Annotated in this window: 10 protein-coding genes and 1 pseudogene; 9 read left to right on the forward strand and 2 right to left on the reverse strand. The window is 62.8% G+C overall.

The genetic code is table 11. The features are described from left to right. Positions 1-351 precede the first annotated feature (351 nt). Positions 352-1,071 (reverse strand): BA14K family protein, encoded by a 720-nt coding sequence (locus ABLE71_RS21080; protein ID WP_348785444.1) that lies wholly within the window; start codon positions 1,069-1,071, stop codon positions 352-354. 367 nt (positions 1,072-1,438) lie between these two features. On the opposite strand from ABLE71_RS21080, the gene ABLE71_RS21085 reads away from it, so the two are divergent. The 6 genes and pseudogenes from ABLE71_RS21085 to ABLE71_RS21110 all read left to right on the forward strand — a co-directional run bounded on the left by ABLE71_RS21085 (position 1,439) and on the right by ABLE71_RS21110 (position 10,114). Further along, entirely contained in the window at positions 1,439-1,960 is a 522-nt protein-coding gene (locus ABLE71_RS21085; protein WP_348785445.1) for a hypothetical protein, read from the forward strand. Between the two features lie 93 nt (positions 1,961-2,053). Continuing rightward, positions 2,054-4,468 (forward strand): annotated as a pseudogene (locus tag ABLE71_RS21090) (arylsulfatase). Positions 4,469-4,742: 274 nt separating this feature from the next. Continuing rightward, a complete protein-coding gene (locus tag ABLE71_RS21095) occupies positions 4,743-6,947 on the forward strand; it encodes a DUF3604 domain-containing protein (RefSeq protein ID WP_348785446.1) in 2,205 nt (734 codons plus the stop codon). Between the two features lie 63 nt (positions 6,948-7,010). Further along, positions 7,011-8,150: a hypothetical protein gene (locus tag ABLE71_RS21100; protein ID WP_348785447.1), complete on the forward strand. Its 1,140-nt coding sequence runs from the start codon at positions 7,011-7,013 to the stop codon at positions 8,148-8,150. A 9-nt stretch (positions 8,151-8,159) separates the two neighbouring features. Continuing rightward, a complete protein-coding gene (locus ABLE71_RS21105) occupies positions 8,160-9,101 on the forward strand; it encodes a peptidylprolyl isomerase (RefSeq protein WP_348785448.1) in 942 nt (313 codons plus the stop codon). Between the two features lie 32 nt (positions 9,102-9,133). Further along, positions 9,134-10,114 (forward strand): HupE/UreJ family protein, encoded by a 981-nt coding sequence (locus ABLE71_RS21110; RefSeq protein ID WP_348785449.1) that lies wholly within the window; start codon positions 9,134-9,136, stop codon positions 10,112-10,114. A 52-nt stretch (positions 10,115-10,166) separates the two neighbouring features. On the opposite strand, the gene ABLE71_RS21115 is transcribed toward ABLE71_RS21110, so the two are convergent. Beyond that, positions 10,167-10,769, reverse strand: coding sequence for a TetR/AcrR family transcriptional regulator (locus ABLE71_RS21115; protein WP_348785450.1), 603 nt, complete (start codon positions 10,767-10,769; stop codon positions 10,167-10,169). Positions 10,770-10,927: 158 nt separating this feature from the next. Here ABLE71_RS21115 and ABLE71_RS21120 point away from each other — a divergent pair, with 158 nt between their 5' ends. From ABLE71_RS21120 to ABLE71_RS21130, 3 genes are all read left to right on the forward strand, one after another. Then, the gene (locus ABLE71_RS21120; RefSeq protein WP_348785451.1) at positions 10,928-11,665 is read left to right on the forward strand and encodes a response regulator; all 738 of its coding nucleotides are present in this window, start codon (positions 10,928-10,930) and stop codon (positions 11,663-11,665) included. 22 nt (positions 11,666-11,687) lie between these two features. Beyond that, positions 11,688-13,289: a PAS domain S-box protein gene (locus ABLE71_RS21125; protein WP_348785452.1), complete on the forward strand. Its 1,602-nt coding sequence runs from the start codon at positions 11,688-11,690 to the stop codon at positions 13,287-13,289. 186 nt (positions 13,290-13,475) lie between these two features. Then, entirely contained in the window at positions 13,476-13,787 is a 312-nt protein-coding gene (locus tag ABLE71_RS21130; protein ID WP_348785453.1) for a hypothetical protein, read from the forward strand. The last annotated feature ends 4 nt before the right edge of the window (positions 13,788-13,791 follow it).

Below are 13,791 nucleotides of genomic sequence, written 5' to 3' on the forward strand. Positions count from 1 at the left end.
GGCGATGGACTGAAGCCTTGCCCGGCTCCGGTCCGCTTTGTCTGCCTTGGCTTGGATGGGAGACCCGTCCGCACTGCCGGCAATGATGGTGTGCCTCTTTGAGTAACCCCGGTCTTTGGACAACCGGAAGAGAACCAGAAAGGCCCGCACCGTCGTTGCTTCAAGGTGTCCTCGGGTCGGCGGTTGGCCGCTGAACCGACCGGAGGGGTTAGCTCCGGTTACCTTACCGATTTCCTCGCCATTCGAGGGACCGGCGGACACCCACAGGCACGTGCGACTTTGGGCAAGGCGCATATAGGCAAAAGCGATGTCACAATCAATGGGAAAATGCAGGGCCGCGACACCCCTCCCTCAGCGGCACTGCCGGCGCGGGCCGCCGTCATAGGGCTGATAGCTGTTGTCTTCGGGCCGGTAGGAGCGATAGCGGCTCAAGCAATAGCTGACGTGGTCCGAGGTCGCGGCAGAGCTGCCGTCGCCGTCGAGCCAGGCCAGATCCGACGGATCGTCCGCGGCGAATGATGCATCGTAAATCCGGGCGCCATTCGCATCCGGCAGCACTGTCCGGCCGGGCACGGCGGCCAACTCGGCGGAATAGGGCGAAACGCAAGGCCGTCGCCTGCCATCATAGGAGATGTAGCTGTCGGTTTCCAGGCGATAGGAGCGATAGCGGTTGGCGCACCACTCGGCATGGGTGATCGCCAATTGTTCGGTCAATGCCTGTTCGGGCTCTTCCGCCACCAGGAATACGTCCCCTGCCTCGTCGCCCGTCAGGGATGCGGTCGTGAGGCCATCCACGGCTTCCAAGGCGACAGCGGCGTCCTGCGCTTCGACGGCTGGCGCTTCGGTCAGCCTGGGGTCGGCTCGCCTCTGGAAGGCGGCAATCCTTTCGAAAGCCTGAGCGGCCGGGTCGACCTTGCGCGCCTCGTCGGTCCAAAGGCTGGCCACATCGACGCTCGCTTCCGGGCGATTTCCCGGCTCGGCCGTGAGCAAAAGCGTTGCGCCTGCGATCCCGAGGCCGAACATGCCTAGCGACGCCACGAAGCCCGTCGCAATTTCGAACAGCGGTTTCATATGTGCTCCCTAGCTTTCCTACAGAATGCGGATTTGCCGCAACGGTTCCCACCGCACGGAAACAGGTTGGGGTTGCCGCGGACGCCAGACGCTTCCCTACGCCGGCGCTTCTCATCGCAGACATCCCTTGCCGATCTGACGGTCGAGCGCGTCAGCCAGGTCCTCCACGCTGCACGAGCGGGGCGGCGCGACCGCCAAGGGGCGCTCATGGCGTCATCTCGGCACGTCAATTGCGCCGCCCACATCCGCCTTGGTCCGCAAGTCTGATGTAGGATACCGTAAATTACCTTCCAATACGGGGCGTCCTGCCCCAACGTAATCCTTGGGCAAGACCTTGCCCTAAATTTTGTTGGAAGGAGCACTGATCATGACATCCAGGCGAAAACTTCTATTAGGTGCATCGGTTCTCGCCGCGGCGGGGTCGCTGATGCCCGGCTTTGCGATGGCCGCGGAAGGCATGGCGGATTTTCTGTTCGTCCAGACGGCCGACGCAATGAGCTTCGACAAAGCGACGAGCAAACTGACGCTTCACGATATCGGCGGCTCTACGCTTTTCTTCTCGGATCGCCCGGAGCGTATTGCCGGAAACATGAAGACGGCTGCCTTCATCCCGTTCTGGAGCAAAGGCAAGGACAGCTTCCTGTCCGATCCGCCGAACGCCGATCTTTCGATCCTTGAGGGAAACGAGCTCAAGCAGGTGGTCGTTGTCCTTGAGAACCCGGAGTTGTCCGGTAACGACCTCACCTATTCGGTGAAGGTGGTCAGCGGTGAAGTGCCCGAGAAGGGTTCCGACGTTTCGGTCTTCATCGACATCATCGGCATGCCCTTGACCCCCGTTTCCTATGCGGCCGTGGCGCGCCGTACCTATCGGCGAGCCGTCTTGTACTGAGACACGGACACAGCGCCGAAAAGCTAAGACATCTACAGGGGACAACACGCCGAAAGATCCAACCACATCCAAGGGAAGCGCCGGAGGCCTGTCATGAAATCTCGCACGTTGTTGCTAACCTCATTACTGATCTCAACCGGGTTCTACATTGCGCCGGTCCACGCGCAGACGACAACCGGCGCACCTGGATCAGCTGAATCGACGACCACCATCGACGGACGCTATCTGCCCAACCCGCCGCAGCCGTTCGGGGGTGACATTCAGACCAATGCCGGACAGTCGAAGCCCTACTGGCCGGCGCGCATCGTTCCGCCCAAGGGCGCACCCAATATCCTGCTGATCATGACCGACGATGTGGGGTTCGCCGCGCCCGACACATTTGGCGGCGTGATCCCAACGCCGACGCTCGACCGCGTCGCCGCCGACGGGCTGCGCTACACAAGATTCCACACCACCGCGCTGTGCTCGCCCACACGGGCGGCGCTGCTTACCGGCCGCAACCATCACTCGGTCGCAACAGGCGTGGTCGTCGACCAAGCTACCGGTTATCCGGGCTATAATAGCGTGATACCGCGCGATGCGGTCGGCATTGGCGAGATTCTCCGGCAGAACGGCTACGCCACATCGTGGTACGGCAAGGATCACAACGTGCCCCAGTGGGAGGCGAGCCAGGCTGGCCCCTTCCACAACTGGCCGACCGGACCCGTCAAGGGCTTCGACTACTACTACGGATTCATTGGCGACGATTCGAGTCAGTGGCAGTCGAACAATCTGTTCCGCAACACCACGCCGATCGAGCCGTACCTCGGCAAGCCCGGCTGGAACATGATCACCGCCATGGCTGATGACGCGATCCAGCACATCAAGACGCTCAACGATGTGCAGCCCGACCGGCCGTTGATGGTTTACTACGCGCCCGGCGGCACGCACTCGCCGCATCACCCGACCAAGGAGTGGGTCGACAAGATCAGCGCGATGCATCTCTTCGATGAGGGCTGGAACAAGCTCCGCGACACGATCTTCGCCAACCAGAAGAAGCTTGGCGTGATTCCCCAGGATGCCGAGCTCACGCCCTGGCCCAGCACCATACCGGAGTGGGATACGCTCTCACCCGAGGCCAAGAAGCTCTTTATCCGCCAGGCCGATGTCTATGCGGCCTATCTAGCGTATACGGACCATGAGATTGGCCGCGTCATCCAGGCAGTCCAGGATGCCGGCAAACTCGACGATACACTGATCATCTACGTCAGCGGCGACAATGGCGCGAGCCCCGAGGGTACGCTCAACGGCCTGTTCAACGAGTTCGCCGTCGCCAATGCCGTGAGCCCGACGGTCGAAATGAACATGAAGTTCTACGACGCCTGGGGCACCGACCAGACTTATCCGCACTATGCGGTCGGCTGGGCCTGGGCCTGGAATACGCCGTATCAGTGGACCAAGCAGGTTTCTTCGCACTTCGGCGGCACCCGCAACGGAATGGCCATGTCCTGGCCTGCGCGCATCAAGGACAAGGGCGGCATTCGCAACCAGTTCGGTCACGTGATCGACATCGTGCCCACAATCCTCGAAGCGGCGAGCCTTCCCTAGCCGGTTTCGGTGAACGGTGTGGCGCAGCGGCCGATCGAAGGTGTCAGCATGGCGTATACCTGGGATGACGCCAAAGCGTCGGACCGTCATACGACCCAGTATTTCGAGATGTTCGGCTCTCGCGGCATCTATAACGACGGCTGGATCGCGTCGGCGCCGCCAGTGGGCGCGCCCTGGATCATCACATTGGAAAAGCCGCCGGCAGATGTCATGAACGGCTTCAAGTGGGAACTCTATGATACCAACAAGGACTGGACGCAGGCGCACGACCTGGCCGCCGAGATGCCGGACAAGCTGCGCGACATGCAGCAGTTGTTCACGATGGAGGCCGCCAAGTATGGGGTGTTTCCGCTCGACGACACGCGCCTGACAAGGTTCATTGCGGAAAAGCCGAGTTACGCCCCGGGCCGCACCGATTTCACCTATTCGGGGACGGTCATGAACGTGCCATTCCCCGAAACCGGCTCGGCGCCGAGCCTGCTCAACAAGTCCTACACGATCACTGCCGAGATCGAGGTGCCAGAAGGCGGCGGCGAAGGCATGCTGATGACCGACGGCGGCCGCTTTGCCGGATACGGCTTCTATCTGCTGAAGGGCGTGCCGGTGTTCACCTGGGATTTGATTGACCTTGAGCGCATCAAGTGGAAGGGCAAGACGGCGCTCACAGCGGGCAAGCACACGCTGGAGTTCGACTGGAAATACGACGGTCCGGGTCTCGGCAAGGGCGGAACCGGCACGCTGACGGTGGATGGAGCAGTCGCCGACAGCCACCCCATGCCAAAGAGCCTGCCAATCGCCCTCGCCTGGGACGAAACCTTCAACGTAGGCATCGACACCGGTACGTCAGTGGACGACGGCGACTATCAGGTGCCGTTCGCCTTCACCGGAACCATCGACAAGCTGACGGTGCAGTTGCACTGAACGCGGTCCGGCTCAGCTGGCGACGCCCCAAGATCGGGGCGCCGCCGGCCATGTCAGGCACGCAGCGAACATGCGCGACAGCGGCCACTCGGCACCTTCGCCGTCGGTGAGCACACGGCAGAACACACGGCTGCCCGGAGCGTCGCTTCACGCCGCTGGCCATGCGGCTGACCGCGTATCATACGGCAATTTACATTCCGCGTTTGTTTGCATTGCCCTACGTCAACTTGGAATATACATTCTGCGCGCAACCAACTTCAGATACGAGGGAACCATGCGAAAGTCCTGCAGAACAAGGGCGCTGCTTGCTTCGGCGGCAACTCTGTTGGTTTGTGGCGCGGCCCATTCGCAAGAACGGAACGCATATTTCGGACAGACCCATCAGCACACCAGTTGGTCGCTGGACGCCTACATCCTCGGCAACACGGTGACCGGGCCAGAAGAGGCCTACCAGTATTCGATGGGACAGCCGATCAAGCATCCCGCCGGCTATGACGTCAAAATCAAGACGCCGCTCGATTTTCAGGGCGTGACGGATCACTCAGAATATGTGGGAGTCGTGAGGCTGGCGAACGATCCTAATTCGCCGCTCAGCAAGCTTCCGATCGCGCAAAAGCTCAAGGTGACGAAGGACAATACGGCGGTAAAGATATTCCAGTGGCTGGCCGGCAGCATCGCGCACAGTCAGCCGATCACGGAGCTGCTGGATCCCGCGATCATGAACTCGGTCTGGAAGCAGAACAACGAGATCGCGGACAAATATTACAGACCGGGCGAGTTCACGACGTTCTGCTCCTACGAATGGACGTCGATGCCGCAAAGCCAGAACATGCATCGCAACGTGTTCTTCAAGGACTGCGCGAAAGTTCCCGAGGCGCCATTCAGCGCGATCGATTCCGACCATCCCGAGGATCTCTGGAACTGGATGGATGGCCAGAGGAAGTCAGGCAACGAAGCCTTGGCGATATCGCACAATGCGAACCTCTCCAACGGCATCATGTTTCCGATCGAGGTCGACAGCAAAGGCAATCCGATCGACGCTGCCTGGGCGCAGCAGCGGATGACGAACGAACCGCTGACCGAGATCAAGCAGGTCAAGGGCACATCCGAAACGCATCCCGATCTCTCGCCAAACGACGAGTTCGCGGGCTTTGAGATCATGAGCTACCTGATCGGCATCGATAACAGCTTTTCGAGGCTGAACGGCAGCTATACCCGGCAGGCCTATGAGAACGGATTGGCCATGCAGGACACGCGCGGCTACAATCCGTACAAATTCGGCGTCTTGGGCGCCGGCGACTCGCACAACACGGCAACCGCCTATTCGCAATCGGACTACTTTGGCGACCATGCGTTGGTCGACCCCACACCGGAGGTCCGGTTGTCCGGTGTCGTCGCTTCCGGCATGGATGTCCTGGAAACCGGAACGTCCGGCCTGGGTGGTGTGTGGGCAGAAGAAAATACCCGGGAATCCATCTTCGCCGCCATGCAGCGCCGAGAGGTGTTCGGCACCAGCGGCGTGCGGCTCAAGCTGCGCCTCTTCGGCGGATGGGACTATGACAAGGGCATGCTGTCGCAAACCGACTGGGTGAAGGCCGCTTATGCGGGCGGCGTTCCCATGGGTGGCGATCTCAGCCAGGCTGAAGGCAAGGTGCCATCATTCGTGGTCTGGGCGATGAAGGACCCGGTCGATGGGAATCTCGACCGCATCCAGATCGTCAAGGGATGGACCAAGGACGGCCAGATATTCGAGAAGATCTTCGACGTCGCCTGGTCCGGCGAACGTCAACCCGATCCCGTCACGGGCAAACTTCCGCCCGTCGGCAACACGGTCGACATCACCAAGGCGACCTATACGAATGACATTGGCGCAGTGGAGTTGAAGGCCGTCTGGAGCGATCCGGAATTCGACGCCAGCCAGCACGCATTTTATTATGCGCGCGCGCTGCAGATACCGACTCCGCGTTGGAGCACATACGATGCGAAAAAGCTGGGTATTGTTCCGCCCGGCAACGCGCCCGCAACGATCCAGGAGCGCGCCTGGAGCACGCCGATCTGGTACACGCCGACGGAGGCCGACGCCGCCAAGGCCGAGGCTGGCCTGACGGTTGCAGACCTGCTCAAGAACGGAGCGACGGCGCTTGGCGACGATGATCTCAAGCAGCTCGTCGTCGGCAAGAATCTCACTGTTCGTAACAATGTGACCGGTCAGTTGTCGAACGTGCTGTTCGGAGTGGACGGCAAGCGCATCATCACCGAAATCGACGGCTCTCCGGCGAAAGGTGGCGATCTGTTGCAGGTGATGCACAGCGTTTCCAACTCTTCGGCAAGTTACGAGATCAAGGACGGGCACATCGTCACGACCCTCGAAGGCACCCCGTTCGAACTGACGGTCTATCGTTCCGGTGACAAATACGTGGCGGCCCGCAGCAATGAGTTCGGCTACGCAAACTACGAGGTGGAAGCTGTCGAGCGGTAGCGACGGCCGTATCGTCCAAGAACCACCACTGCGAAATCGCTGGTTCCGACCGGGGAGCAGAAATTGGGACTGTTGTTCGCTATCGGTTTGGGACGACCTGCCGTAGGGTCGCTGCTGGCGTCAGCTTTCCTATTGGGTGGTGTGGTTTCGTCGCTGGCCTGCCCCATCTGCCAATCTGCCCTTGAAATGACGAAGGGGCAGAAACTGGACCTGTCGGATCATGCCGTGCTCGCCGTCCCGTCAGGCGAGCCCGGACGCTTCCGCGTTCTTGAGACTATCAAAGGCAAACCCGGAGTTGGCACGATTCTCGTGGACCAAGGTCTGCCTGCGGTTGAAGGCGGCAGGCCGCTTCTGATGCTGCGTAACGAACCGGGGCAGAGGTGGGAGATCCTCGGTGCAATCGGAGCAGAATACGGTCCGTGGCTGCGTCAGGTCGTCGAAGCCGATGGAGTGGAGCGACCTGAACGACAACGTTCATCGCCGTGGTCTTTTGTCCCAGACTCGTTGACCGAGGCCGAGTGGATCAAACGTATCGGTGTCGTGGTGGCCAATCTCGAAAGCTCCGATCCGCTGGCTGCCGAGATCGCCTATGATGAAATTTCACGCGCGCCCTACAGCGCCCTCCGCCTGCTCGGACCGCAGCTTGATGCGAAGCGGCTTTCGGCCTGGATTGACGACCCGGCTTTGGCGTCGCGGCGCTCGGGTTATACGCTCCTGCTAGGCCTGACCGGCGAGCAAGCCGAGGCTGAGGTACTGGAGGAGAAAATAGAGCAGGCTTGGTCCGCGCGAGATGCCGACAACCTTTCAGCAATGCTTGCAGCCGACCTGGAACTCCGCGGCCCGGCGCGCGTCGCATGGATCGAAAAGATGTACCTCGCCGAGCATCAACGCACCCTGCCGGAGATCAGGGCTGCCCTACTCGCGCTCAGCGTTCATGGTGGCGCGGATGGCAAGGTATCGCGCAAGCGGGTCGTCGAGGCCTATCGCAACTTTATCAGAGTGCGCAGTCAGATGGCGGCGCTCGTAGCCGTTGAACTGGCCGACTGGGAGGCGTGGGATGCGACGCCAGACTATGTCGATATTGTCAGGTCAAAGGTTGTTGAAGATCCCGCCGGGCAGTTCGCTATCCTCAGCTATCTCAAGAGCAGTCCCGTCGCTGCCGGGCAGGCAGCGTTGTTCGCCCGACAGAATAGCCCTGAGTAGGCGTAAGCGATGAGCACACTTCATAATCCACAAAATAGATGGCAACGAGTGCTGAGCGAGCCGCTTGTGCACTTCTTCGCTGTCGGCGCGATACTGTTCGGCGCCTACTGGCTCTTCAACAAGGAACCGGAGGCGGCGGCCGGCGGACAGCAGATCGAGATCAGCGCAAACGACATACGCCAGATGGCGGTCGCCTGGCTGGCACAAGGGCGGCCGCCGCTGACCCGGGACGAGCTGCAAAGTCTCATCGACCAGAAGATCTCGGAAGAGGTGCTGTTCCGCGAGGGAATGGCTCTCGGCCTCGATCGCAACGACGAGATCATCAAGCGCCGGGTCGCTCAGAAGATGGATTTCCTGGCGGCCGACGTCGCCTCCATGCAGGAGCCCGAGAAGGCCGAACTGGTGGAGTGGTTCTCCAAGAATTCCGACCGCTTCGCGCTTCCACCGCGCGCGAGCTTCCGGCAGCTCTATTTCTCTCCCGACAGACGTGGCCCCACCGCGCGCAGCGATGCGGAGACGGCGCTCCAGGCCATTGCCGGAAAACGTGCCGACTCCCCGGAGGTCGCCGCGCTGGCCGACCCGTTCATCCTGCGCACATATTACAGAGACAGTACGCCCGACCAGTTGCTGAAGGAGTTCGGCCCCGCATTCGCCGCGGAACTTTTCACGCTCGATCCCGGCGGCTGGCGCGGTCCAGTTCAGTCGGGTTACGGCTGGCACCTCGTCTGGATAGACGCGATGGAACCGGGTCGCATTCCTGCCTTCGAAGAGGTGGAGGCCGACGTGAGGGCGGCTTGGCACGACGCCCGCTACCTGGAGGTCAAACGCGCCGCTCTCGACGAGATGCGTTCGCGCTACACGGTGGCCGTCGTTCCGCTCGATACGGTCGATCTCAACGACCTCATGCCGCCGGACCCGGCGAGCCTTCCCGCGGAACCAGCCTCGCAATGAACCACGCAGCTCGACCCTGTAAAGCAGGCGGATTGCTGCTTGCCTTGCTGATCGCGTTCTTTGCCGCGACCGTGGGCGTCTTCGCGCATGAGATCAGGCCCGCCTATCTACAGATCGATCAGGTCGGCCACAACCGCTTCAGCGTGCTCTGGCGCACGCCCATCCTGTCCGGGATGCGGCTGCCCGTCCTGCTGAAGTTTTCCGACGGCATCAAGCCGGTGACCGAGCCGTTGGAGCGTGAATTCTCCGACTCAGTGATCGAGCGGAGCACCATCGAATCCTCAGGCGGCCTGCCTGGCGAGCGCATAACATTTGTCGGGCTTCAGGCGACGATCACCGATGTCATGGTCCGGGTTAAACTGGAAGACGGGTCGGTCACCACGACGCTTGTGCGGCCGTCGCAGCCCTGGGTCGAAATCAAGGCGCGGCAGACCACGCTCGAGGTGGTCAAGGTGTTCGTCGTCAGCGGCATCGAGCACATTCTGTTTGGCTTCGACCATCTGCTGTTCGTGGCCGCGCTGATGCTGATCGTGCGCCGCTGGGGCATGCTGCTGAAGACGGTAACGGCTTTCACCGTGGCTCATTCGATCACGCTGACCTGCGCCACGATGGGGTGGGTCAACCTGCCGTCAGGGCCCGTGGAGATCATGATTGCCTTCAGCATCGTTCTCGTTGGCGCCGAGATCATCAGGATGGAGCGCGGTGGAACCAGCCTGGCGATAGAATGGCCCTGGATTGTCGCATTTTTCTTCGGGCTGCTTCACGGCTTCGGATTTGCCGGCGCGCTTGCCGATTTCGGGCTGCCGCAAGGCGACATACCGCTCGCTTTGTTCTCCTTCAACGTCGGCGTCGAACTCGGTCAGCTGATGTTTATTGCAGCGATCCTGCTCGTCGTCCATTCGATCCGGCGAACCTTCGAAATTCCCCGGCGGGCGATCGTGGCATCTGCCTATGCAATAGGGATCGTCGCTGCCTACTGGAGCGTCGAGCGGCTGCATTCCGTATTCGGTTGACCGGGTGCAGGCTGCACGTTTTTTCGCTCGGGGGCTGTTGGCCTGCTTCCGCCTAAATCCCCGCCGCCGCCCTTATCGCGCACTGGATCAGGCGCAGGGTGAGTTCCCTGGACTTGCGCTCGGTAAGTTCGAGCTGCCCGAAACGCTGCCAGACCGGAAAGCTCATCAGCGCGGTGACGACTTCCAGGGTACGCTTCGGCGGTTTGGCAGGCGCGAGCGCCTGTTCGACATAGGCCCCGACACCCGCTTCCACCGCCCTCAGGAAATAGTCGAGAGCGGGGATCAGATCGCGGTCGCGGCCGGCAAGGTGCAGCCGCAGCGCGCCGCGCCGATAGAAGGCGTCGATCTCCTCGACGAGTTTTTCGAGCCGCTCGTCCACGCTGGTCAGTCCCTCGAAAACGGCGGCGGCGCCTTCGGCGGTCGGCGGCTGCATTTCCTGCCAGACATGGCCGCCGCAGGCCTGCACGAGGTCGCCAAGCGTCGGGAAATGGCGGTAGAGCGTCGCCTGGCCGAGGCCCGCGCGTTTGGCGATGTCGGAGAAGGTCGTCGGCGCCACGCCCTGCTCGTCATGCAGCTGCATGGTCGCCTGCAGGATGCGCTCGCGCGTCTTTTGCCAGTCGTCGGCGCGCTTGCGCATCTTGTATTCGCGAGGCATCTGGCTTCCAAATTGACAGAGATGTAATTCCGTGAAATAGATAGTCCGCCAAATTCGCCGGAGCAACCCATTTTCGTTGGGCCAGCAGCGAAGCGGGCGTGAACCTTTCGCGCTTCCCACGGCACTCATGAAGCCAGCGTGCAAGGAGGGTTGCCACAGTGCTTCAGAATGCTTCCATCGTCGTCGTGGACGACGAGCCCGACATCCTTTCGATGGTGTCGGATTATCTCGGCCGCGACGGCTATCACGTGAGCCGCTGCGCGAACGGGGCCGAACTCGACCGGACGCTCGACAAGACGTCGCCGGACCTGGTCGTGCTCGACGTCAATTTGCCCGACGAGGACGGCATCTCGATCGCACGCCGGCTGCAGGCGACGCGGCGGGTTCCCATCGTCATGCTCACCGCGCTCAACGACACGATCGACAGGGTCGTTGGCCTCGAGGTCGGCGCCGACGACTATATCACCAAGCCTTTCGACCTGCGCGAACTGTCGGCGCGCGTGCGCGCCGTGCTGCGCCGCGCCCCGGGTGCGGATGGCGTGCCGGCGGCGCCGAGAGAGCCGAGGCCCGAGCAGAAGCGGCCGCGCAACGTCGCCTGTTTCGGAGAGGCCTTCCTCGACTTCGACGCGCGTCGCCTCATCGACCGCAACGGCGTCGACCTGCCGATCACCGCGACCGAGTTCGCGATGCTTTCGACCTTCGCCGAGCACCCCAACAAGGTGCTCACGCGCGACCGGCTGCTGGGCGACGCGCCCGAGCACGGCTCGGGCTGCTGCGACCGCGCGATCGACATCAGGGTGACGCGCATCCGCAAGAGGATCGAGGTCAACCCGACCAGGCCGCAGGTCATCAGGACCGTGCGCAGCGTCGGCTATGTCTACGTTCCACCGAACTGAGGACCAATCCTGAGGAGCCGAGTTGGGGGGCGTCGGGAAAAAACCTGTCCGCAAGCGAGGCTCCCGCCTCGACGAACTCCAGCGTGACGCCCTCGTCTACGCGGCGGTGGTCGATTCCGCCCTCGACGCGGTGATCGTCGTCGACGAGGAGGGACGCGTCGTCACGATGAACGCGTCGGCCGAGGCGACGTTCGGCTATTCGAAGAGCGAGGCGATCGGGCGCTCCATCGGCGCGCTGATCGTGCCGGACGATCACAAGCAGGCGCACGAGGCCGGCATGGCCCGCTACCGCGCCACCGGCGTGCCGCATGTGCTGGGACGCCGCGTCGAGATGGACGCGCGGTGCAGGGATGGCAGGATCATCCCGGTCGAACTGGCGATCACCGAAGTGAAGCTTCCCGACCGGCGCTATTTCACCGCCAATCTGCGCGATCTCTCCGCGGCGAAGGCGGCGGCAGCGGAAATCCAGCGTCAGCGCGAGGCGCTTCACCAGAGCGAGAAGCTCGCGGCGATCGGTTCGCTGCTGGCCGGCGTCGCGCATGAGCTGAACAACCCGCTGTCGGTGGTGCTCGGCCAGGCGACGATGCTGCAGGAAGAGCTCGAGGGCAGCGCCATCGCCGAATCGGCCGGCAAGCGCGCCAGGCAGATCCAGTCAGCCGCGGAGCGCTGCGCGCGCGTGGTGCGTTCCTTCATGGCGATCGCCCGCCAGCACAAGGCCGAGAAGCGCGCGGTGGCGGTAGCGCCGCTGCTCGAGGGCGCGGTCGAACTGCTGGCATATGGACTGAGGAGCAACGGCATCGCGGTCTACCGCGACTACGAGAGCGCGATGCCGGAGGTCTTCGTCGATCCGGACCAGTTGCAGCAGATCGTCGTCAACCTCATCGTCAACGCCAACCAGGCGCTGCAGGAAACGGACGGCAAACGCGCCATCGAAATCCGCACATTCGTCGGGCACGACGGGCTGGCGAGGATTGTCGTGGACGACAGCGGGCCGGGCATTCCCGAAGCGATCCAAGCGCAGATCTTCGATCCGTTCTTCACCACCAAACCCCTAGGGGTCGGGACGGGCATCGGGCTTTCGATCTCGCGCGGCCTTGCCGAATCGCAGGACGGCCGGCTGGCGCTCGCCGCCTCGTCGCTCGGCGGGGCGGCCTTCGAGCTGACGCTGCCGCTGGCGTCCGGTTCGGCGACGGAGGTCGAGCGCGGCGGCAAGCCGGCGGACGTACCTTCGGACCGAGCCGCCGCGGCGCTCCGCGCAATCGTCATCGACGACGAGCCGGAGATCGCGGCGCTGATCGGCGAGGCTCTCTCCCGCAACGGCTACCGTTCGGACCTGGCTGGCAGCGGCGCCGAGGCGCAGGCGCTGATAGCGGCGGCGGCGGGCGGCTACGACGCGGTGATCTGCGACCTGCGCATGCCCGACATCGACGGCCCCGCCCTCTACCGCTGGATCGAGGCGAACCATGCGGCGCTCGTCGAACGCATAGTGTTCGTGACCGGGGACGCGCTGGGGCCCGCGGCCGGGCGCTTTCTGGCCGAATGCCGCCGTCCCTTCCTGGAAAAGCCGTTCACGCCGGCTGATGTCGCCAGGCTCGTGGCGGATTTTGCGCCGCGCAAGCACTGAAACCAACGCCCGAAACATTTGAAATGAGCGGGTCTGCCCGGCGCAATCGGCGCGACGCATCGCGGGCGCATCCTCCTTCCATCGTCAAACGGCGACGATGCAAGCGGAATCAACCGCCCATCGAAGTTCATGGCGGATGCGCGGCCACGAAAGGCTGGCCTCCGCGAACAACCAGAGGAGAATGAAATGAAACTGATGACCAGCACTTTCCACAGCATAGGCGCGGCGATCGTCATGTCCGCGCTCGTAGCAGGCGCCGCCACCGCGGCGCAGATGAAGGCAGCCGGACCGCAGCCGGGCGACTGCAAGCGTGCCTACGAAGCCATCATCGGCCCGTCGGCCCCCGTTGCCCAGGCAATGTGGGTGCAGATGGTTGCGTCGAAGTACGGCAACAAGTGGGCTCAGTGGGTCGGCGCCCAGAACAAGTCGGTCACGCCGGTCGGCGGCTCGCAGTTCCAGGCGCGCGCGAAGCCCTGCTTCTACCAGCCGGTCCTCTGATCCG

This window comes from Mesorhizobium sp. KR9-304, assembly GCF_040049215.1.
Lineage (GTDB): Bacteria > Pseudomonadota > Alphaproteobacteria > Rhizobiales > Rhizobiaceae > Mesorhizobium_K.

What these genes read in the sequence shown, in the direction of transcription:
- ABLE71_RS21080 (WP_348785444.1), bottom strand. Translation starts at nt 1,071, where the DNA reads ATGAAACCGCTGTTCGAAATTGCGACGGGCTTCGTGGCGTCGCTAGGC.
- ABLE71_RS21085 (WP_348785445.1), top strand. Translation starts at nt 1,439, where the DNA reads ATGACATCCAGGCGAAAACTTCTATTAGGTGCATCGGTTCTCGCCGCG.
- ABLE71_RS21095 (WP_348785446.1), top strand. Translation starts at nt 4,743, where the DNA reads ATGCGAAAGTCCTGCAGAACAAGGGCGCTGCTTGCTTCGGCGGCAACT.
- ABLE71_RS21105 (WP_348785448.1), top strand. Translation starts at nt 8,160, where the DNA reads ATGAGCACACTTCATAATCCACAAAATAGATGGCAACGAGTGCTGAGC.
- ABLE71_RS21130 (WP_348785453.1), top strand. Translation starts at nt 13,476, where the DNA reads ATGAAACTGATGACCAGCACTTTCCACAGCATAGGCGCGGCGATCGTC.
- ABLE71_RS21115 (WP_348785450.1), bottom strand. Translation starts at nt 10,769, where the DNA reads ATGCCTCGCGAATACAAGATGCGCAAGCGCGCCGACGACTGGCAAAAG.